The 21,640-nt window shown below is 63.8% G+C and carries 19 protein-coding genes; 14 read left to right on the top strand and 5 right to left on the bottom strand.

Annotated elements, in window-relative coordinates; genetic code table 11:
* Positions 1-4: 4 nt before the first annotated feature.
* The 5 genes from AC4P1R_RS21330 (at position 5) to AC4P1R_RS21350 (ending at position 6,123) form a co-directional block, all read left to right on the top strand.
* Positions 5-295 (top strand): hypothetical protein, encoded by a 291-nt coding sequence (locus AC4P1R_RS21330; RefSeq protein ID WP_492178709.1) that lies wholly within the window; start codon positions 5-7, stop codon positions 293-295.
* Between the two features lie 29 nt (positions 296-324).
* The gene (locus AC4P1R_RS21335; RefSeq protein ID WP_492178710.1) at positions 325-2,328 is read left to right on the top strand and encodes an acetyl-CoA carboxylase biotin carboxylase subunit; all 2,004 of its coding nucleotides are present in this window, start codon (positions 325-327) and stop codon (positions 2,326-2,328) included.
* Between the two features lie 223 nt (positions 2,329-2,551).
* Positions 2,552-4,690 (top strand): methylmalonyl-CoA mutase, encoded by a 2,139-nt coding sequence (gene scpA, locus AC4P1R_RS21340; RefSeq protein ID WP_492178712.1) that lies wholly within the window; start codon positions 2,552-2,554, stop codon positions 4,688-4,690.
* Between the two features lie 120 nt (positions 4,691-4,810).
* Positions 4,811-5,392 (top strand): VOC family protein, encoded by a 582-nt coding sequence (locus tag AC4P1R_RS21345; protein WP_492178714.1) that lies wholly within the window; start codon positions 4,811-4,813, stop codon positions 5,390-5,392.
* Between the two features lie 17 nt (positions 5,393-5,409).
* Positions 5,410-6,123: a glutathione S-transferase family protein gene (locus tag AC4P1R_RS21350; protein ID WP_492178715.1), complete on the top strand. Its 714-nt coding sequence runs from the start codon at positions 5,410-5,412 to the stop codon at positions 6,121-6,123.
* A 4-nt stretch (positions 6,124-6,127) separates the two neighbouring features.
* Here AC4P1R_RS21350 and AC4P1R_RS21355 read toward each other — a convergent pair whose 3' ends face one another.
* The 3 genes from AC4P1R_RS21355 to phnF form a co-directional block, all read right to left on the bottom strand.
* Positions 6,128-6,754, bottom strand: a complete 627-nt coding sequence (locus tag AC4P1R_RS21355) for a hypothetical protein (RefSeq protein WP_492178717.1) — start codon at positions 6,752-6,754, stop codon at positions 6,128-6,130.
* A gap of 200 nt (positions 6,755-6,954) precedes the next feature.
* Positions 6,955-8,349 carry a selenium-binding family protein gene (locus AC4P1R_RS21360; protein ID WP_492178719.1) on the bottom strand — a complete coding sequence of 465 codons (1,395 nt, stop codon included), beginning with the start codon at positions 8,347-8,349 and terminating at the stop codon, positions 6,955-6,957.
* A gap of 127 nt (positions 8,350-8,476) precedes the next feature.
* The gene (phnF, locus tag AC4P1R_RS21365; RefSeq protein ID WP_492178721.1) at positions 8,477-9,211 is read right to left on the bottom strand and encodes a phosphonate metabolism transcriptional regulator PhnF; all 735 of its coding nucleotides are present in this window, start codon (positions 9,209-9,211) and stop codon (positions 8,477-8,479) included.
* Between the two features lie 100 nt (positions 9,212-9,311).
* Between phnF and phnG the strand changes: the two genes are divergently transcribed.
* Genes phnG through AC4P1R_RS21400 form a run of 7 tightly spaced genes read left to right on the top strand, consistent with a single transcriptional unit; the run spans position 9,312 to position 14,516 of the window.
* Positions 9,312-9,785: a phosphonate C-P lyase system protein PhnG gene (gene phnG, locus AC4P1R_RS21370; RefSeq protein ID WP_492178722.1), complete on the top strand. Its 474-nt coding sequence runs from the start codon at positions 9,312-9,314 to the stop codon at positions 9,783-9,785.
* A complete protein-coding gene (gene phnH / locus AC4P1R_RS21375) occupies positions 9,785-10,390 on the top strand; it encodes a phosphonate C-P lyase system protein PhnH (protein ID WP_492178724.1) in 606 nt (201 codons plus the stop codon). The genes phnG and phnH overlap by 1 nt, the downstream gene beginning before the upstream one ends.
* Before the next feature lie 4 nt (positions 10,391-10,394).
* A complete protein-coding gene (locus tag AC4P1R_RS21380) occupies positions 10,395-11,495 on the top strand; it encodes a carbon-phosphorus lyase complex subunit (RefSeq protein ID WP_492178725.1) in 1,101 nt (366 codons plus the stop codon).
* A complete protein-coding gene (locus AC4P1R_RS21385) occupies positions 11,492-12,385 on the top strand; it encodes an alpha-D-ribose 1-methylphosphonate 5-phosphate C-P-lyase PhnJ (protein WP_492178727.1) in 894 nt (297 codons plus the stop codon). The genes AC4P1R_RS21380 and AC4P1R_RS21385 overlap by 4 nt, the downstream gene beginning before the upstream one ends.
* A complete protein-coding gene (gene phnK, locus AC4P1R_RS21390) occupies positions 12,382-13,158 on the top strand; it encodes a phosphonate C-P lyase system protein PhnK (protein WP_492178728.1) in 777 nt (258 codons plus the stop codon). The genes AC4P1R_RS21385 and phnK overlap by 4 nt, the downstream gene beginning before the upstream one ends.
* Positions 13,159-13,197: 39 nt before the next feature.
* Entirely contained in the window at positions 13,198-13,905 is a 708-nt protein-coding gene (gene phnL / locus AC4P1R_RS21395) for a phosphonate C-P lyase system protein PhnL (RefSeq protein ID WP_492178730.1), read from the top strand.
* A complete protein-coding gene (locus AC4P1R_RS21400) occupies positions 13,902-14,516 on the top strand; it encodes a DapH/DapD/GlmU-related protein (RefSeq protein WP_492178731.1) in 615 nt (204 codons plus the stop codon). Before phnL ends, AC4P1R_RS21400 begins: the two co-directional genes overlap by 4 nt.
* Positions 14,517-14,526: 10 nt before the next feature.
* Here AC4P1R_RS21400 and AC4P1R_RS21405 read toward each other — a convergent pair whose 3' ends face one another.
* On the bottom strand, positions 14,527-15,072 hold the full coding sequence (locus AC4P1R_RS21405) for a Pycsar system effector family protein (RefSeq protein ID WP_492178810.1): 546 nt from the start codon (positions 15,070-15,072) through the stop codon (positions 14,527-14,529).
* Positions 15,073-15,205: 133 nt separating this feature from the next.
* Here AC4P1R_RS21405 and AC4P1R_RS21410 point away from each other — a divergent pair, with 133 nt between their 5' ends.
* Together AC4P1R_RS21410 and AC4P1R_RS21415 are read left to right on the top strand one after the other, a co-directional pair.
* A complete protein-coding gene (locus AC4P1R_RS21410; protein WP_492178732.1) occupies positions 15,206-18,802 on the top strand; it encodes a FecR domain-containing protein in 3,597 nt (1,198 codons plus the stop codon).
* Positions 18,802-20,793 carry a CHASE2 domain-containing protein gene (locus AC4P1R_RS21415; RefSeq protein ID WP_492178734.1) on the top strand — a complete coding sequence of 664 codons (1,992 nt, stop codon included), beginning with the start codon at positions 18,802-18,804 and terminating at the stop codon, positions 20,791-20,793. Before AC4P1R_RS21410 ends, AC4P1R_RS21415 begins: the two co-directional genes overlap by 1 nt.
* A gap of 18 nt (positions 20,794-20,811) precedes the next feature.
* On the opposite strand, the gene pcaD is transcribed toward AC4P1R_RS21415, so the two are convergent.
* The gene (pcaD, locus tag AC4P1R_RS21420; RefSeq protein WP_492178735.1) at positions 20,812-21,624 is read right to left on the bottom strand and encodes a 3-oxoadipate enol-lactonase; all 813 of its coding nucleotides are present in this window, start codon (positions 21,622-21,624) and stop codon (positions 20,812-20,814) included.
* Positions 21,625-21,640 lie beyond the last annotated feature (16 nt).

Below are 21,640 nucleotides of genomic sequence, written 5' to 3' on the forward strand. Positions count from 1 at the left end.
CGCCATGAGCCACGAGCCGAACCCGGAAATGACGCCCGAGGCCGCCCGCCGCGACCACTGGCAGATGCTGCGCTACTTGGCCCTAAACGCCCTTTACGGCGTGCTCGTCGGCACTGCCGTCGCCACTGCGCTGATCTGGCTGAACGTCGGCGCGGTCGGTACGCACATCGCCCGCTCGGCCAACCCCTTCCTGGCCACGGCTATGGTGGTTAGCCCCTTTGCCCTTCTCTTCGGCGGCGCTGTGGCGGCCTCTTCCATTGCGCTTCTGCCCTACCGACGAAAGTTCAGGCGCTGATGCGACACAAAGGATTCAAAGAGAAACGCATGTTCAACAAAATCCTCATCGCCAATCGCGGCGAAATCGCCTGCCGCGTCATCCGAACCGCGAAGAGGCTCGGCATTGCGACTGTGGCCGTCTATTCCGATGTCGACCGCGATGCCATGCATGTGCGCATGGCGGACGAGGCCGTGCATATCGGCCCGTCGCCCTCCAGTCAGTCCTATATCGCCATCGAGAACATCCTCGAGGCTATCCACAAGACCGGCGCCGATGCCGTCCACCCGGGCTACGGCTTCCTGTCGGAAAACGCCGCCTTCGCCGCGGCGCTGGAGAAGGCGGGCATCGCCTTCATCGGGCCGCCGGTTCGCGCCATTGAGGCGATGGGCGACAAGATCACCTCGAAGAAGCTTGCCGCGGCAGCGGGCGTCTCGACCGTCCCCGGCCATATGGGGCTGATCGGGGACGCGGACGAGGCCGCGCGTATCGCCGCATCGATCGGCTTTCCGGTGATGATCAAGGCGTCCGCCGGCGGCGGCGGCAAGGGCATGCGCATTGCCTGGAACGAGCGCGAGGCGCGCGAGGGTTTCCAGTCTTCGAAGAACGAGGCGAAGAGCTCATTTGGCGATGATCGCATCTTCATCGAGAAATTCGTGACCGAGCCCCGCCACATCGAGATTCAAGTGCTCGGCGATCAGCATGGCAACATCGTCCATCTCGGCGAGCGTGAATGCTCAATCCAGCGGCGGAACCAGAAGGTGATCGAGGAAGCGCCCTCGCCCTTCCTCAACGAGAAGACGCGGCGCGCCATGGGCGAGCAGGCGGTCGCGCTCGCAAAAGCCGTCGGCTACCATTCGGCCGGCACCGTCGAATTCATCGTCGACGCGGACCGCAACTTCTACTTCCTGGAGATGAACACAAGGCTGCAGGTCGAGCATCCGGTGACGGAACTGGTGACCGGCCTCGACCTCGTCGAGCAGATGATCCGCGTTGCCGCCGGCGAGGAGCTCGCTTTCCGCCAAAAAGACGTGAAGCTCGAGGGCTGGGCAATCGAAAGCCGGCTCTATGCGGAAGATCCCTACCGCAACTTCCTGCCCTCGATCGGCCGGCTGACTCGCTATCGTCCGCCAGCGGAGGGCCGGCGGGAGGACGGCAAGATCATCCGCAACGATACCGGCGTTTTCGAGGGCGGCGAGATCTCGCTTCATTACGATCCGATGATCGCCAAGCTCTGCACCTGGGCGCCGGACAGGGCAACGGCCGTCGACGCGATGGCGGACGCACTCGACGCCTTCGAGGTCGAGGGCATCGGCCATAACCTGCCCTTCCTCTCCGCCGTGATGCAGCAGGAGCGCTTTCGAGAAGGGCGGCTGACCACCGCTTATATCGCAGAGGAATTCAAGGACGGCTTCCAGGGCGTCGCGCCGGACGAGGCTTCCGTGAAGCGATTGGCCGCCGTCGCGGTGACGGTCAACCAGGCACTGCAGGAGCGCGCCAGTCAGATTTCCGGTACGATCGGCAACCATCGCCGGGTCGTTGGCTACGAGTGGGTGGCAAGCCTCGCCGATCGGGAGTATCAGGTTACCTGCGGCACCTCCGCCGACGGTGCCTATATCCGCTTCTCCGACGACAGCATCATTTCCGTTGCCACCGACTGGGTTCCGGGCCGCACGCTCGCCACCTTCAACATCGACAATCAGCCAATGGCCGTGAAGGTCGAACTCGCCGGAACTGGCATCAGGCTGCGCTGGCGCGGCGTCGACGTGGTCGCGCGCGTTCGAAGTCCGCGCGTCGCCGAGCTCGCCCGTCTGATGCCGAAGAAGCAGCCGCCGGACACCTCGAAGATGCTGCTCTGCCCGATGCCCGGCGTCGTAACCTCGATCGCGGTGAAAGAAGGCGACACGGTCGAGGCGGGACAGTCGCTAGCCGTCGTCGAGGCGATGAAGATGGAGAACATCCTAAGGGCGGAGAAGCGCGCCACAGTGAAGCGCGTGGCCATCCCCGCCGGTGCGAGCCTGGCGGTCGACGAATTGATTATGGAGTTCGAGTGATGGCACTCGCCCAGCACCGCGACCCTGGCAAATTGCCCCTCTCCTCGGGTTAACCCGAGGACTGACCCTCTCCCCGCACGCGGGGAGAGGGGAATGAGACGGCGCGGCATCTCCCTTCTCTCCGCGCGCGGGGAGAAGGTGGCGGCAGCCGGATGAGGGGCTGCCCACAATTGGCGGCAGCCGGATACCAATGACCGACGAAGCGTAATTCGGAGCGAATGCGATGACTGAGAAGACCATCAAGGATTGGGAAGCCGTCGCTGAAAAGGAGCTGAAGGCCTCCCCCGAAAGCCTCGTCTGGCAGACGCCGGAGGGTATCGCGGTCAAACCGCTCTACACGCGCGACGACCTCGCCGATCTCCGGCACCTCGACTCGCTGCCTGGCCTGGAGCCGTTCGTGCGCGGACCGCGCGCCACCATGTATGCAGGGCGCGCCTGGACAATCCGGCAATATGCCGGCTTTTCTACGGCGGAGGAATCCAACGCCTTCTACCGCAGGAACCTCGCCGCCGGGCAGCAAGGCGTTTCCGTCGCTTTCGACCTTGCCACCCATCGCGGCTATGACAGCGATCATCCACGTGTCGTCGGCGACGTCGGCAAGGCAGGAGTGGCGATCGACTCGGCCGAGGACATGAAAATCCTGTTCGACGGCATCCCGCTCGAAAAAATCTCCGTCTCGATGACGATGAACGGGGCGGTGATCCCGATCCTCGCCAATTTCATCGTCACCGGCGAGGAACAGGGTGTCTCGCGCGACAAACTCTCCGGGACCATCCAGAACGACATCCTGAAAGAGTTCATGGTCCGCAACACCTATATCTACCCGCCCGAGCCTTCGATGCGGATCGTCGCGGACATTATCGAATATACGGCGAGAGAGATGCCGAAGTTCAACTCGATTTCGATCTCCGGCTATCACATGCAGGAGGCGGGCGCGACGCTTGTCCAGGAACTCGCCTTCACGCTCGCCGACGGGCGCGAATATGTGCGGGCGGCGCTTGCCAAGGGGTTGAACGTCGACGATTTCGCCGGCCGGCTCTCCTTCTTCTTCGCAATCGGCATGAACTTCTTCATGGAGGCAGCGAAGCTGCGTGCTGCACGGCTGCTCTGGACCCGCATCATGAAGGAGTTCAATCCGCAAAAGCCGTCATCGCTGATGCTTAGGACGCACTGCCAGACCTCTGGCGTGTCGCTTGCCGAGCAGGATCCCTACAACAACATCATCCGCACCGCCTTCGAGGCGATGTCGGCGGTGCTCGGCGGCGCGCAATCGCTGCACACCAACTCCTTCGACGAGGCGATCGCGCTGCCGACGGAATTTTCCGCCCGCATCGCCCGCAACACGCAATTGATCCTGCAGCACGAGACCAGCGTGACCAAGGTCGTCGATCCGCTCGCCGGCTCCTATTACGTAGAAAGCCTGACGAACGAGCTTGCGATAAAGGCCTGGGCCCTGATCGATGAGGTCGAGGCGCTCGGCGGCATGACGAGGGCGGTCAATGCCGGGCTGCCGAAGCGGCTGATCGAAGAGGCCGCAACCCGCCGCCAGGCGGCGGTCGACCGCGGCGAGGAGGTCATCGTCGGCGTCAACAAGTATCGCCTCGAGAACGAGCATCCGATCGACATCCTCCAGATCGACAACGCTGCGGTCCGCGCGGCGCAAATCAAGAGGATCGAGGAGACCAAACGGCGCCGCGACTCGCTGAAGGTAAAGGCAGCGCTGGAAGCCTTGGCCGAAGTGGCGGTGAGCGGCAGGGGGAACCTGCTAGCCGCGGCCGTCGAGGCTGCACGGTCACGCGCAACCGTCGGCGAAATCTCGGAAGCGATGCGCCAGGCCTTCGGCGACTACACCGCCGTGCCGGAAGTGGTCACCGACATCTATGGAAAGGCCTATCAGGGCGATCCGGAACTCGGCGTGCTCGCCGACCGGCTCGGCGAGGTGACGAAGCGGCTCGGTCACAAGCCGAAGATCATGGTCGCCAAACTCGGTCAGGACGGTCACGACCGCGGCGCCAAGGTGATCGCGTCTGCCTTTGGCGACATCGGCTTCGACGTCGTCGCCGGGCCGCTGTTCCAGACGCCGGAGGAGGCCGCCGATTTGGCACTTGCGGAAGAAGTCACCGTCATCGGCGTCTCCTCGCTTGCGGCCGGCCACAAGACGCTGATGCCGCAGCTTGCGGAAGCACTGAAGACGCGCGGCGGCCAGGACATCATCGTCGTCTGCGGCGGCGTTATTCCGCGGCAGGACTATGATTACCTGATGGACAACGGCGTCTCCGCCGTCTTCGGCCCCGGCACCCCTGTGCTCGATGCCGCCCGCGCGGTGCTCGACCTGATCGAGGGAAAGCGGCGCAACATCTGATCCCGCACGCTCCGGAATTCGGCCTTGCGTTCCGGCCGCCATGGGGGACAATCAGGATTGAGCCGCGCCGGACGAGCGAACTACCGCAGCGATGCGCGGGCTCCACAGGGAGGACGGGCAATGCGAAAGCTGCAATCGCAAGGGGTCCATCACATCACTCTGGTCGGCGCGGACCGCCGGACATCGATCGACTTCTGGGAAGGCGTGCTCGGCATGCCCTTCATCTTCGAACAGCCGAACCTCGACCGGGCATCGGAAAGTCACCTCTATTTCGACCCGGGCGACGGCCGGCTGATCACCATATTCACGGACGAAAACCGCAAGCCCGATCCGAGCCGCACGCCGACGGATATCGGCTGCGTCCACCACATCGCCTTCGCCGTTTCGCGAGCCACCTTCCAGCAGGCGGTGGAGCGGCTGAACGAGCGGGAGATCAGCCACAGTGGCGTCAAGGACCGCGGCTTCATGGATTCGATCTATTTCGAGGACCCACTCGGCCTCCTGATAGAACTTGCCTCCTACCGTTTCGAACCGCCGGCCGGCCATACCCATGCCGCGGTGCTGATGGAGGCGCATCAAATCCGGGTGGCGCGCGGCGACTACGCCATTGCCGAAGTGCATCTCGCCGATGCGATCGAAGCACTCATGCAACGCTCGCGACCGACGCTGTCGGCCGATCGCGCCCCGAAGAATCCCTACTGAGGAACGGAGGTTCAATCATGTCGAAGATAATACTCAATGTGATCAAGCCCAGCGTCAACAACATGACGGTTCGCGTGTTCCTGCGGGCAGCAGGTCTCGACTTCACCGAGCACGACGTCTACGGGCAGACGCGTACCCCCGAATATCTGGCGAAGGCCCCCTCGCATCTGACGCCGATGATCGAAACGGCGGACCTGCCCAGGGGCGCGCTCTGGGAAAGCTGCGCCATCATGCAATATCTCTGCAACAAGCACAGTCTCGACCAGTTCTATCCGAAGGATCCGGAGAGGCGCGCGATGATCGACAGCGCCATGTTCTACCTGATCGGCACCTTCTATCCCTATCTCGCACGGGCCACCTATCCGGCTCTGCACTTCCCGCAATATCCGGGCGAGGTCGGCTATACCGATGCCGACCATGACACGAAGGAGCAGGCCCGCAAGGCCGCCGCGGATGCGCTTGCAGAACCGCTGGAGGTCTTCCATACCTTTTACATGGCCGGCAAGCCCTTTATCGGCGGCGACCAGCCGTCGATCGCCGACATCAGGCTGGCCGCGACGCTCGAATTCCTGGAGGCGATCGAGTACCCGCTGCCGGCTTGGGCGACGACCCATATGGAAGCGATGGAGAAGGCGCTCGGGACGGCCTATTCCGAACCGGCCGCCGACGTGCGCGGTTACATCGCCTATGTGAAGGCCCAGCGGGAAGAGGAACTCACGGGAACCGCCTGAACGCTCATGAAATCAGCAGAATGATTCCGGTTGCCCCGAGCGCCAGCGTCCAGAGGCGGTCGAAATTGATCCAGGCTGTCCGCAGGGCGGCAAGACCGACCCAGGCGAAAACGATGAGCGCGATCGCAGCGATCACGGTGAGCATCGCGCCCGTATGAACGCCGACTGCGGCAAGAGAGATGGGTAGCGAACTGCTCATCCCGGTGATCGCGGCATGATCCGTGAGGCAGAGGCTCATCACCGCCGGCACCAGCATCAGCCCGGCACCATGGCTCGTCGCCATCAGGAAGGACCAGAGCGCAAGTCCGGCCATGCCGGTGCGCATACCGACCGTCACGCGGTGGCGGTGCCCGTATATGCCGTAATAGCCGGCGAGGCCGAGAATGAGGATGGCGGCGGCAAGTTGCAGGTTCCGCAAGTCCAGGACGGCCCCGAATGCCGTGACGACGGCCAACACCATCGCAATGGAAACGGCATGACCGAGTGCTATCGGCACGAGGGACAACCAGACGATCCGCGCACTTTGCCGGTGAAGGCCGAGCGCCACGGCGAAGAGCCAGCCCATTGCCGGGTTTGCGCCGTGGAACGCCCCGAGGCCCGCCAGCGAAAGCCATGGCCAGATATTCGTCATTTGCTCCGGTGCGGCCGCACAGTCCCACACTCCTCAGAGTTCATCCTTCAAATCGAACTGTCGGAGGCCGGTTGCCCCTCCCCCTGCACGCGGCGAGAAGGAGTCTTTCGGCGGCGCGGTATATCCCTTCTCCCCGCCAGCGGGGAGAAGGTGGCTGCACGCGAGGGGCCGCCGCCTGCCTTCACACTACCCAGTTCCGTTCAAGGATAGCAGTAGGAATCCGAAGAGCAATCGCCGCCTTCCAATCGAACCTGATGGGGCCGATGACCCTTCGGCCAATCGACGAAGAATTTTTCGTCGACCGCAATGCCGCCACTGTCGCCGACGTCGAGCTTCACCATCCAGCCATCGATGCCTTCCGGATAGAATTGCGGGTCGATCGCGCCATAGAGCGAGTTGGTGAAATAGATGCGCTTGCCGTCGCGGCTGATTTCCACCATCTGCGGCCCGCCGTTGAGCGCGCCATTCGGGGCCTTCGGATGGCTCGCGCGCGCTACGATCCCGCCGATCCGCACACGGCCGGCCTCCTTCGGCGCGAAAGGATCGGAAACGTCGTACTGGATCATGTCGCCGGTGCCCCAGCAGGAGACATAGAGAAAACGATCGTCCATCGAGAGATCGATGTCGGTGACGAGCGGCGGGACGGCCTGAAACCCCTTGAGCACGGGCGGCAGGAGTTCCGGATCGGCGGGCTCCGCCGGAATCTCGATCACCTTCTTCACCGCCCATTGATTGCCCTCGCGATACCAGGTCCAGATCGAGGCGGAGAGGTCCTTCAGGCTGATGACGCAGCCGACGAAGCCATAGGCCTTGGTCGGATCGTGGGCTGGGCGCAGTTCGAAAACGAGTTGGTGCTCCTCGCCGAAATCGATCTCCTGCACGTGCTTGCGCCTGGTGAGATCCCAGAAATGCAGCCTCCGCCCATATTTCGAAGCGAGCAACACCTCGGGAACGAGGCCGTTCTCGAAAGTGTCTGGTGTTCCCCACTCGCTGGTGATCATCGTGTCGTGGCCGAGATGCCACCAGAAATCATAGGCGAGCTTCTGCGGCCCGCGATCCATCTCCCACTGCCCAAGCACGTCGAAACTGTCGTGGTCGAGCAGGAAGATGCCGCCGGGCGCGTTGCCGTCGCGGTCGGCGAGTGCATTGACATAAATGCCCTCCGGGCCGCAATGAATCGTGTGCAGTCGTGAATAATTTGCCTTTTCGGCAATCTCCGACGGCTCGATGACGCGGACGATCTCAGGCTTCCTGGGGTCCGGCTTGGTGTCGATGATGTGGAGCCGCGACGACCGCAATCCCGGTACGACCAGATAGCGGCGCTCCACATGCGGATGCGGCGCATTGGGACAAAGGCAGGACGAGCAGGCATTCCAGCCGAAATGGTGAAGCTCGTCCCCGACATTCGGCATCTCGACCTGCCCGACGATCTGTGAGTAGGTCGCCGACGCCGGATCGACATCGACGACCGCGATCGCGTCCGGCCGCTTCCGGTCCGGGTCGAAGGCGGCAACATAGGCAAGGGTCTCCTTGGGTGCCTTTGCAGCCATGCGCGGTGATGGATAAAAGGAAGGATCGGGTCGCCACGTCGCCATTTCTGTTCTCCCCCAAAAGAAAACAATGCGTGGATCCTGATGCAGGATTTAATAGATGCGGCAAAAACTCGTCGGAAATGCGGCGCCCGTGCCACAATCGGCCGCCGGCAAAGCGAGGATCAGTGATCTAGGTCTCGATCCTGAACTTCATCCGATCGGCGGCAAAGCGCGTGCGCGAGTATTCGATGGGCCGCCCCTCAAGGTCAGCATTGACCGAGAGCGCCTCGATGACGATTGCGCCGGCCGAAAGGTTGAGCAGCTTGAGCTCCTCCGCATCGGCGTGCCGGGCGACAATCTCCGTCGAGACGCGAACATAGTCGTCTAGCCCTTGTGCCGCGAAGGCCTTGGTGACGGAACCGAGGCGCGCGTATCGCTGCGCCATCTCGGGAAACCGGCCGGCCGGAAAATAGGCGATGGTCGCCGAGAGCGGCCGCCCGTCGCCGCTGCTGACCGACTGCAGTTCCACCACGAAGGCGCCCGGCGGAAGCGCAAGAGCGGCCGCGACTTCGCCGCTTGCCTGCACCTCCCTGTGAGCGAGCAGTTGTGAGCCGATTTCCTTTACCTGACCGCCGAGCCCTGCAGAAAAACGGGTCCGCCGGGAGATCGGATACGTCACCCGGCCCTTGCGCTCGATCAGCGTGCCGCGCCCCTGCACGGCGCGCACCAGCCCCTCTTCTGCAAGCGCTGCCAACGCACTGCGCACCGTGTGACGGTTGACGCCGAACTCGCGCGCCAGCGCCGTCTCCGGCGGCACCATTCCCGTCGCGTCGTAATCGCCATTGCTGATCGCAAGTCTTACGCGGTCGGCGATCTGCCGCCAGAGCGCAACCCCCGTCTGCCGCTCCACGGTCTTCCTTGCCACCATTTTCCTCCCCGATGTCACAGGCCTGTCACTTGCGAAGGCTAAGGAAAGGCATAAGATGTATATTTGTCTAGATCAATAGACATTTAAGGGTATGAACATGAACGCGACAGAAAAGCATGACGGACTTGCGGAACCGGCTGCCGAACGGCGCGAAGCCATGCGGCTTCTCGCTCGCGCCACGCGTGCCGAGCTCGCCGCCGCCTGGCAGGCTATCGCCGACAAGCCGGAAGTGGCGGCGGTGCGCGGCCCCGAAACGGGCCTCGTCATGGTGCGCGGCCGTATCGGCGGTGGCGGCGACCCGTTCAACCTCGGCGAGGCGACGGTGACCCGTGCGACGGTCCGGCTTTCGAGCGGCGAGATCGGTCATGGACAATTGCTCGGAACCGACAAGGAGCGCGCCCGCCTTGCGGCGATCTTCGACGCGATCTATCAGAACCCGGCCTCCAAACCCGCCGTCGAAGCACTGCACCGGCAGATCGCGGCGCGCCTTCTGGCAGAGGAACGCCGCAAGGCCGAGGAAACGGCTGCGACCCGCGTCGATTTCTTCACCATGGTCCGCGGAGAAGATTGATGGGCGCCCAGTCGCAAATCTATGCCGGCGCCTTTGCCGACCCGGTCTTTTCGGCACAATCGGTCTTTCGCATGCTGATGGACTGCTTCGCCCGGCCCGGCTCCATCGGACGCCTTTCGGCGCCCGCCGAACCGCCGTCTCCGCTCGGCCAGGTCAGCGGTGCGGTCGCGCTCACGCTTTGCGACCACGATACCCCCGTCTGGCTCTCTCCGGCGCTCTCCAGATCCGCGGTGCCGCAATGGATCGCCTTCCACACGGGCGCCGGGCTCACGGAAATCAAGGCCGAGGCCCGCTTCGCCTTCATCGACAAAGGCGGCCCCATTCCGGGCTTCGACCAGTACGCGCTCGGTTCGCAGGAATATCCCGATCGCTCGACGACCCTGGTGATCGAGGTCGAGGCCCTGACGGGCGGGCGCCGAATGACCGCGCGCGGACCGGGTATCAAGGGCGAGGCCGTCGTTGCGCCGAAAGGGCTGCCCAACGTCTTTCTCGATCTCTGGGCCACCAACCGGGCGATCTTCCCCCGCGGGGTCGATTTGGTGCTGACGACCGAAGAAGGCGTTCTCTGCCTGCCGCGCACGACCAGGCTGTCAACCGAGGAGTGAGAGCATGTATGTAGCCGTCAAGGGTGGGGAAGCCGCCATCGCCAATGCCCACCGCCTGCTCGCCGACCGCCGCCGCGGCGATCGCGCGCTGCCGGCGATCACCATCGAACAGGTCATCGAGCAGCTCGGCCTGGCCGTCGACCGCGTCATGGCGGAAGCTTCGCTCTACGACCGGTCGCTTGCCGCCCTCGCCGTGCGCCAGGCGCGCGGCGACATGATCGAGGCGATCTTCATCCTGCGCGCCTACCGCACCACCCTGCCCCGCTTCGCTTCTTCCCGGCCGATCGACACGGCGAAGATGAAGATCGAACGGCGCATCTCGGCAACCTACAAGGACCTGCCTGGTGGCCAGCTCCTCGGGCCGACCTTCGACTATACCCACCGCCTGCTCGACCCCTCGCTGATCGGCGACGAATCGGTCGCCGAACCGGCCCGCAAGGAGCCGGGCGAAGCGGTCATGCGCGTCTCCGATATTCTTGACGACGAGCGTCTGATCGAGGGTGACGGGGAAATGCCGGAGGGTCATGTCGCGGGCGATCTCACGCGCGAGCCGATGGAGTTCCCGATGGCGCGCGATCTCCGCCTGCAGGCGCTCGCCCGCGGCGACGAGGGCTTCCTCCTGGCGCTCGCCTACTCCACCCAGCGCGGCTACGGCCGCACCCACCCCTTCGTCGGCGAGATCCGCATCGGCGAAGTCGAGGTCGAACTCGACCTGCCGGAACTTGGCTTCGCCGTTTCGCTCGGGACAATCCACGTGACCGAATGCCAGATGGTCAATCAGTTCAAGGGATCGGCGAGCGAGCCGCCGCAATTCACCCGCGGCTACGGCCTCGTCTTCGGCCAGAGCGAGCGCAAGGCCATGTCGATGTCGCTCGTGGACAGGGCACTCAGGACCGACGAGTTCGGCGAGGATATCGTCGCGCCCGCCCAGGACCAGGAATTCGTCATCTCGCATGCCGACAACGTCCTGGCGACCGGCTTCGTCGAGCATCTGAAACTGCCGCATTACGTCGACTTCCAGGCGGAGCTCGACCTGGTGCGTCGCATGCGCCGTGAATACGAGGACGCCGGCAATGCCGGCGACAGGAAAGAGGCAGCCGAATGAACGACCTCGCCACCTACAATTTCGCCTATCTCGACGAACAGACGAAGCGGATGATCCGACGGGCGATCCTGAAGGCGATCGCCATTCCCGGGTATCAGGTGCCTTTTGCCTCGCGCGAAATGCCGATGCCCTATGGCTGGGGCACCGGCGGCGTGCAGGTCACCGCCGCGATCCTCGGACCTGACGATGTGCTGAAGGTCATCGACCAGGGCGCCGACGATACCACCAATGCCGTCTCGATCCGCGCCTTCTTCCAGAAGGTCGCCAGTGTCGCGGTCACCACGAGAACGAAGGAGGCGACGATCATCCAGACGCGGCATCGCATTCCGGAGGAACCGCTGAAAGAGGGGCAGACGCTCGTCTATCAGGTGCCGATTCCCGAACCCTTGCGCTTCCTGGAACCGCGCGAAACGGAGACGCGCAAGATGCATGCGCTCGAGGAATACGGCCTCATGCATGTGAAGCTCTACGAGGATATCGCCCGCAACGGCCACATCGCTACCACCTACGCCTATCCGGTCAAAGTCGAGGACCGCTATGTCATGGACCCCTCGCCGACGCCGAAATTCGACAATCCGAAGATGCGCATGTCGGGAGCGCTGCAGCTTTTCGGCGCCGGCCGCGAAAAGCGCATTTATGCCGTGCCGCCCTTTACCGAAGTCGTCAGCCTCGACTTCGAGGACCATCCCTTCGAGATTCAGGCCTTCGACAGACCCTGCGCGCTCTGCGGCGCCGAAAACGTCTATCTCGACGAGGTGGTGCTCGATGACAAAGGCGGACGCATGTTCGTCTGCTCCGACACCGACCATTGCGAGGACAGACAGGCGCATGGTCATGCGGGCCCCATGCTCGCTCGTCCCGAGCATCTAGGAAAGGAGGCCGCCCAATGAGCGCTGCACCGCTCCTCAAGGTCAATGATGTCTCGAAATTCTACGGGAGCCGCATCGGCTGCCTAAATGTTTCCTTCGAGCTCTATTCCGGCGAAGTGCTCGCGATCGTCGGCGAGTCCGGCTCCGGCAAGACGACCCTGCTCTCCTGCCTGTCTACGCGGCTGACGCCGACCTCCGGCATTGTCGAATACCGCATGCGCGACGGGCAGTACCGCGATCTCGCGCGCATGGGCGAAGCGGAGCGCCGCTTCCTGATGCGCACCGACTGGGGCTTCGTCCACCAGAATCCGGCCGACGGGCTTCGGATGACGGTCACGGCCGGTGCCAATGTAGGCGAGCGGCTGATGGCGGTCGGCGGCCGGCACTACGGCAGGATCCGCGCCACCGCCACCGACTGGCTGAGGCGCGTCGAGATCGGCGAGGACCGCATCGACGACCAGCCGCGCGCCTTTTCCGGCGGCATGCGCCAGCGCCTGCAGATCGCCCGCAATCTCGTGACCGCACCGCGCCTCGTCTTCATGGACGAGCCGACAGGCGGCCTCGACGTCTCCGTGCAGGCACGCCTGCTCGACCTCTTGCGCGGGCTCGTGCACGATCTGGGGCTTTCGGCGATCATCGTCACGCACGACCTCGCCGTGGCTCGGCTCCTGTCGCACCGGATGATGGTGATGAAGGACGGCGCCGTCATCGAACAGGGATTGACGGACCGGGTCCTCGACGACCCGCGCGAGCCCTATACGCAGCTTCTCGTCTCATCGATCCTGCAGGTCTGACGGATGAACCACGATCATGCGGCAAGGAGAATAAGAGTCATGGCTACTCCGCTCGTTGTTTCAGAAGTCTCGAAGAGCTTCACCATGCACCTGCGCGATGGGGCCCGCCTGCCGGTGGTGGATGACGTCTCCTTCTCCGTGAGGGCCGGCGAATGCATGGTTCTCGGCGGCCCTTCCGGCGTCGGCAAGAGCTCGATCCTGAAGATGCTCTACGGCAATTACGGCGTCGACCATGGCCAGATCCTGGTGGAGCATGATGGTCGGCTCGTGAACCTCGCCACGGCCGAGCCGCGCCTGGTGCTTGAAATCCGCCGAATCACGCTCGGCTATGTCAGTCAGTTCCTGCGCGTCGTGCCGCGCGTCTCCGCCCTCGACATCGTGGCCGAACCCCTGCAGGGGCGCGGGATCGCGATCGAGGAGGCGCGCGAACGGGCGGCGGAGCTGCTGTCGAAACTCAACCTGCCGAAGGCCCTCTGGGACTTGCCGCCCGCCACTTTCTCCGGCGGAGAGCAGCAGCGCGTCAACATCGCCCGCGGCTTCATCACCGACCACAAGATCCTGCTGCTCGACGAGCCAACCGCCTCGCTCGACGCGAAGAACCGTGCCGTTGTTCTTGGGATGATTGCCGCGAAGAAGGCCGAGGGAACGGCGCTGGTCGGCATCTTCCACGACGAGGAAGTGCGCGACGCCGTCGCCGACCGGATCATCGACGTGTCGCAATTCTCACCAAGAAAGAGTGCCGCATGAGCAAGAGGCTGGGCATCGAACCTTTCGTCCATCCGGCCGCGAGTGTCGTGAACTCGACGCTCGGCCGCTATACGGAAATCCAGGAGCGCTCGCGGCTCGAGGAAGTCGAGTTCGGCGACTACTCCTATATCATGCAGGACGGCTCGATCTGGTGCGCGACCGTCGGCAAGTTCGTCAACATCGCCGCCGCCGTGCGTATCAACGCCACCAACCATCCGACATGGCGCGCGACGCTGCATCATTTCACCTATCGTGCCCCGATGTATTGGGACGACGCCGAGCCGGATCACGACCTTTTCGCCTGGCGTCGCCAGAACCACGTCACCATTGGCCATGACGTCTGGATCGGCCATGGCGCCACGATCCTGCCCGGCGTGACGGTCGGCAATGGCGCTGTGATCGGCGCCGGCGCCGTCGTCTCCAGGGATGTCGCCGCCTACACGATCGTCGGCGGCGTGCCCGCCAAACTCATCCGCGCGCGCTTTACCGCGGAGATCGGCGAGGCCATGGACCGGGTTGCCTGGTGGGATTGGGACCATGCCAGGCTGCGGCGCGCGCTCGACGATTTCCGGCACCTCTCGGCTGAAGAGTTTTTGATGCGGTACGGGTGACCCGTTTGGGCTAATTCACGGCGAGGAGACAGACATAGCAGATGACGGTGACGAGCAGGGCGCGAAAGGCAAAAGCCACACAGCGGTATTTGCTGCAGGCGATCGCCGAAAGCACATCGGCATTCTCGACGTACTGGCGCAGGAGATAGGATCGGTCGCCGCCACCCGCGGCCTCCAGAAAACCGGCGCGATGGGCCGGCCAGGCACCCCAGAACAAAGTGGTCGACGTGGCGCTCTTCCGCGGCAAGACGACGAGAATTGCCGATATGATTGTAAAGATCGATGCTAGCGCCAAGACGGCCGACAATACCATCGGCAATGAATCGCCCCCTACATAGCGATGCCATGTAAAGACACCCCTGCCTTCTTGCGAAGAAATTAAAAAAGCGAACATGAAAGTGAAGATATAGGCTGCTTTCTGATCTGACATCTTGATCTGATCATAGAAAATGTCGTTGATTTTGCGGATGTGATCGTAATATTCCGGCCCCGCATCGCGGGTACTCAGACATTCGGCCGCGCCGTCCAGTTTAAGCAGGTTTCCGCCCGCGCTCATCGCCAACAACCCCTTATGTGCTGTTTCAGCTTTATTACACCGTCGCAATAAAACAATCCTGCCCAAAAGAGCGATCTTGACTTTTCGCTCGCCGAATTCCACTGGATTCATGCAACGAGGGGATAAATCGCTGATGCGGGCGACACTTAAAGGGGCATGCCTGGCCGCAATCGCACTTGTTGCGCCAGGGCAGGCGTCTGCCGAGCGGTTGCCGCGTCCGACGCCTGTCGCCGGCTCCGTCATCTCCCGCAAGGCCGGCGAGGAAGTGCGCTTCGTCGACGTATCCAACTGGCAGATCGTCGATCTCGCCCAGGACCTCCTGGCCGGAGACGTTCTGCGAACCAACACCACCGGTGCGCTCGCCGTGCTCTTTGCGGACCGGACGCAGATCCGGCTGGGGCGGAACACGGCCCTCCGCGTCAAAGAGATCGGCCAGGGCGACACCAGTCTCGAACTGCAGTCGGGCACGATCTGGGCACGCGCCGAACGCGGCGGCGACGGCCTTGCGGTCGACACGCCCGCCGCAACCGCTGCCATTCGCGGCACGGATTGGACGCTGACCGTCGGCGCCGACGGCAAGACCTCGCTCATCGTTCTTGAAGGCGTGGTCGAACTGAAAAACGCCTTTGGTAGCGTAACGGTTGGGCAGGGCGAGGGCGCGGTCGCGGCAATCGGCAGCGCGCCGACCAAGATCGTCATCGTTACCCCGAAAGACCGCGAGCAGATGCTCTTCCATCTGTCCCTGCGCGATGCCTTCGTCTGGATGCCGCCTTCGCCACTTAAGGTCTCCGATATGCGTCGGGAACGCGGGCGGATCGAGGCGCAACCGGAGTCCTCCCGGACCGCCGAGGACAGGCTGACCCTGGCCGAAATCCACCTGACGCTCGACGGGCGACAAAAGGCGCTGGCTGCACTTGATCAGGCGCGGCGACGGGGCCTTGATCGGTCGCAGACCGCGCGTGCCACGCTGATAGAGGCGCTCATAGCCGGCTCCGAGAACCGCCAGGACGATGCGGCCAGGCTGTTTGCAGAGGCAGCGCCCGGCCTCGACGCCAAACGCCGCCCCATCGCCGACTATGGCGGATATTTCGCCCGCGCGCTTGCCAATCCCGACCGGGTCGAGGACCCTCCCCGTCAAGCGGCCGGCGCCTATGGCGCGCTGGCCGCGGCTTGGACGGCGGGGTTCCGGGCCGATATCCGTGCCGCGATCGAGACGCTCAAAAGAGCCGAAAGGCAGAACCCGGACGATGCCACTCTACCCGCCGCCCGAGCGCAATTTGCGATGCTGCTCGACGATCGTGAGGAGATGCGCGACGGCATCGACAGGGCGCTGGCGATCGATCCGGACGATCCGACTGCACTCGAAGCGCGCGCGAACTATCGACTCCACATCGAAAACGACAAGGAAGGCGCGCTTGCCGATCTCGAGCGGGCGCTGATGACCGCGCCCGGTTCTCCGTCGATCTGGAATTCGATCGCCCTCGTCCAAGGCGAGCGGGGTGACCGCCGCGCCGCTGAAAGGGCGCTCAGGAAGGCGATGGAACTCGATCCGGCAGACCCGCTCTATCACGCCAATCTTGCGATCCAGTACCTGGACGAATTGCGGCTCGCCGAAGCCAAACGCGAGATCGATGCGGCGCTGGCGATCGATCCTTCCTTCGATGTGATGCTGGTTGCGCGTGGGCGATATCACATGCAGAACGGGAACATGGACAGGGCGGTTGAAGATCTGCTCGCCGGCTCGACCGCCAACCCGGCCTATTCCAATGCCCAACTCCTGCTCTCGGCGGCCCATTACGAGAGGGGCGAGCGGATACCTGCTGCCCAGGCACTCGACAACGCCGACCGGCTCGATCCGAATGATCCCGTCGTCGCGCAGGTCCGCACGGCCATCGCCATCGATGCCTATGACGCGGATGCAGCGATCCACAACGCCCAGGACTTCATGAGACGCGTCCGGGCGCAAGGCGGCGACACGGCGGCCCTTGGTGCCAACCAGGAAGCGGGATCGACGCTTAACGATGCCTTCCGCCTGCAGGGTCTCGACGCCTGGGGCCAGTATTACGGCGATGTTGTCTTTGATCCCTTCACCGGCGCAAGCTACGTGGACCAGGCCGTGCACGGCAGCGTCAATCCGTTCTTCAACAATTACGACTTCGCCACGGACGCGATCGCCAACACGGTCAATCCCACCAGTTTCTCCGCACTCGTCCAGGGGCTGCTGATCGAGCCGCACATGCTGGCAAGCCGCGAGCGCACGGCCAACCTGCTGCGGTCGCCGTTCCTGGAGGCGGAGCTTGGCGGCGGCTTCATCGCCAATGAAGATCATACCGGCTGGGTAGGAGAAGCGGCGATCCGCGGATTGACGCTATCCCCGTTCCCGATCAGCGTCTACGGCACGTTCCAATGGGAGGAGCCGAGGGACACGGTAGATCTCGCGGGAGGGCGCATGGAGCGCGAATTGCGAATCGTCGGTGGCAATGGTTATGTCACCGCCAGTCCGACCCCCGACGACCGCATCGTGAGCTTCGCGAATTATTCGGACGTGGACGAGTTCCAGGAATTTCTGCCCGCTCCGCCGGACGTCAACATAGGCGACAATTCCTCCGGGGTCATTTCCGGCCTCGCCTGGAGTCACACATTCGACTACCGCAGTGTCGGCAATGCAGCCCTGTTTTTCAAGGAACTTCGTACCGACGATAGCGTCACCATTCGCGACGCGGTCGGCGCCGGGAGCAGCCTTGATGTCGATGCAAAGGAGCGAACATACGTCGCCGCGGTCAATCACATGTACGGCGTTGGAGACCTGACGTGGCGTTATGGCGCTGAAGGTGGAAGCGTCCGGACCGACACCGCGACTCGTGCCAGCCTCATCTTTCCACCGGTACTGCCACTCCCACCTTCCTTCGAGTCATCTGTGCGGGCGGTGGCGAAGGCTTATGTGGATGGGCTTTACGAGATCGCGCCCAACCTCAAGGTCGAAGGCGCACTGTTTGCCCGCTACATCGAGGACGTCAATGACAACCATACCAGACTTGAGCCGAAACTCGGGGTCGCCTGGGCGCCGATCGAAGGCCACTGGCTGCGTGCGGCTGTCCAACGCGAAGGCTATGGCTTCGGCGCGGCGACGCTCGCGCCGATCGGCATCGTCGGTCTGCAGCCCAACCAATTCCTGATTGGCCCCACCGGATATGCCGACACGCTGGCACTCCACTGGGACGCCGAATGGGACGAGCGGTTCTTCACCGCGGTCGATTATCAGCATCAGGAAATTCGCGGAGGCTCGGTCAATGTTCCATTCTCGACGACGGAATTTGCATTCGATAAAGCGAGAGCCGAGCGCCTGGCATTGACCGCAAACCTTGCACTCGGCCACGGCCTCGGGCTCTCTGCGACCCTGGCCCGCATGGCAAGCGAAAACCTCTCGACGGGGAGCAGTGGCGATCTTCCCTTTCTGCCGGAAAATGCTGCCCAAGTGGCACTGACCTGGGTCAATATCGCGAATGTCAAAGCAACAATCGCTGCTAATTATGTCGGCGAGCGCAGAGATCTTGCCACGACGCTTGGCGACTTCTGGACGCTCGACGCGGCACTGCAGTGGGAACCATTCGACAAACGCATCGAGGTGGAGCTCGCCGGCTTCAACCTGCTTGACGAGGAATTCGAACTCCGAAACGGCTTGCCCGGCTGGGGACCGACCGTGAAGGGCACGGCCAGAGTGCGGTTCTGATGAACAATCCCCGACCGGCCCTTACCGATCGAGCTGCACCCAGGCAGACAAGTGCCGATCGGCTTTCCGCCACCCGGAGAGTGAAGCTCGGCGCCCTCACGGTTTTTGTCACAGTCCTCGTCTCGCTTGCCTCGCTCACCAGCGCCTGGACGCTCGCGGACCTTCGAGTCTACGACTATTTCTCGACCTTCGGACGCCCATCCTTGCCTGCGGATGGACCGGTCATCGTCGCTATCGATGAGCCGTCAATGGCCGAGATCGGCAGTCAATGGCCCTGGCCGCGCGCGCTCCACGCCCGGCTGGTCGAAGCGCTCCGGGAGGCGGGCGCGCGGGCGATCGCTTTCGACATCGTCTTCGCCGAGCCGGCGGTGGCGGCTGAGAATGATGCGGCGCTCGCCACCGCTCTCGGTCCGGACGTCGTGCTTGCCGGCGACCAATCGCTGATCGAAACGCCGCAGGCCGAACAGTTCGTGCGCACCGAACCCCTGCCGCTCTTCATCGAATGGGGCGCGAAAGTAGGCATCGCCTCGGTCCATCTCAGCGGCGACGGCACCTTGCGGCAGGTTCCGACCTATCCGGATGGATTCGCCCTTGCCCTCGCCGGTGTCGCCGGGCGCGAAACCGCCGTGCCTCCGGAAAATGCTCTGATACAGAGTTTCGGTCCGCCGCGAACCTATCCGACCTTCTCCTATTACCAAGCTCTGGACCCACCCAATTTCCTGCCCGAAGGTGTTTTCCGCGACCGCGTCGTGATCGTCGGCCTCAGTCTCCAGAATGCTCCGTCGATCGCCGGCGGCGGAATAGACGCTTTCGCCACCTCCGACACGGTCCATTCGCGCAGCCTGGTCGCGGGTGCGGAGATCCAGGCAACCATATACGACAATCTCGTCCACCGACTGTTCGTCCGGCAGGCCGGTACCGGCATTGCCATCCCGGCCACCGTTTTCGCTGCGCTCGCGGCCGCGTTTGCCGTCTTCAAGGCGACAAGCTGGAAAACGCTCGGCGGCGGCACCCTCGCCCTGGCCCTGATGATCGTCGGGAGCTATGCGCTTCTCCGTCTGAGGCATCTGTTCGTCTCGCCAATCGGCCCCGCACTCGCCTTCTTCGCCGTTGCGGTCGGCCAGGCGGGCCTCGACTACGCCGAAGAGCGCCGACGGCGGCGGGCGATCACGCGCGCCTTCTCGCAGTATCTCTCGCCGACTCTCGTGGAACGGTTGGCGCAGGACTCGTCTCAGTTGAAGCTCGGCGGCGAACGGCGCACGCTCACGATTCTTTTCTGCGACATTCGCGGCTTCACGACGATCGCGGAGGACATGAAGGACGACCCGGAGGGCCTGACGACGCTGGTCAACCGCCTTTTGACGCCGCTGTCCGACGCCGTGCTGAACCAGGGCGGCACTATCGACAAATATATCGGCGATTGCCTGATGGCCTTCTGGAACGCCCCGCTCGACGATCCGGACCATGCGTTTCATGCCGTCACCGCGGCCCTCGACATGCTGGCCGCGCTCTCCCGGGTCAACGCCGAACTCGAAGCCGAAGCCAGGGCCGTCGGGGGCGTGCCGCGCCGGCTTCGCATCGGCATCGGTATCAATACCGGCGAATGCATTGTCGGTAACATGGGCTCCGCTCGCCGTTTCGACTATTCTGCGCTCGGCGACGCCGTTAATCTTGCGTCTCGCCTGGAAGGCGCATCGAAGCACTATGGCATCCCCCTCCTGCTCGGCGAACGCACTGCGGCGCTTGCCGCTTCAAAATATACGATCGCCGAGCTCGACCGGATCAGCGTCAAGGGTCGGAGCGCGGTTTCGCCCGTTTTCACCGTCGCCGAGAATGTCACGGCAGTGGCGCTTGCCCGACATCGCGCCTATCTCGAGGCAAAGTATCGCGGCGAGATCACGGTAGATGACGGGCTGTTCGACGAGCTCAAGACAGCCCTGCCATCGCTCGCACGCTATTACGAGAGTGAGCGGGAACGGCTGGTGCAGTAGTGCCGAAATCTCGTCACATCACGGGCGCGTTCGGGCGGCGCGCACGGCTGCCGCGAGAAAGCCGCGCAGCACCGCAAGCAGCGCCTCCGGCTGCTCGATACTGGGGATATGCCCGGCGTCGCGGATGATCTCGAAGCGGGCGCCGGGGATGAGCGCCGCGGTGGAGCGCACCAGGTCGGGCGGCGTCGAGCCGTCCTGGTCGCCGGCAATGCAGAGCACCGGCACGGCGATCTTGCCGGCCGCGTCGGTGTAGTCGGCGTCGCGGATCGCCGCGCAGGTGCCGACATAGCCCGCCACCGGCTGGCGCACCAGCATGTTGCGATAGCCGGCGAAGGCCGCGTTTTCCGGCCGGCGGAAGGCCGGCGTGAACCAGCGCTCGAGCACGCCGTCGGCGATCACCGCAAGCCCCTTTGCCTCGACAGCGGCGATGCGTTCGTCCCACATCTCGGCCGTGCCGATCTTGTGGGCGGTGTTGGAAAGCACGAGCGCCCGCACCAGGTCGGGGCGGCGCTGATAGAGCGCCTGCGCGATCAGGCCGCCGACCGAGAGCCCGCAGACGATCGCCTTCTTCACCCCGAGCCGATCGAGAAGACCGGCAAGGTCGGTGGCCAGTTCCTCGATCGAATAGGGAACCTGGCCGATATCGGAAAGGCCGTGGCCGCGCTTGTCGTAGAGAAGCATGGTATGGGCGCCGGCGAGCCCGATGACTATATCGCGCCAGATGCGGAGATCCGTGCCGAGCGCATTGACGAAGACGATCACCGGCTTGTCCGTGACGGCGCCGATCAATCGGTAATGAAACGTGTTGTCATTGATACGGGCGAACTGCATCGCAGATTTCCTCCGC

The sequence above is a fragment of the Sinorhizobium sp. Y406 genome, from assembly GCF_058732025.1.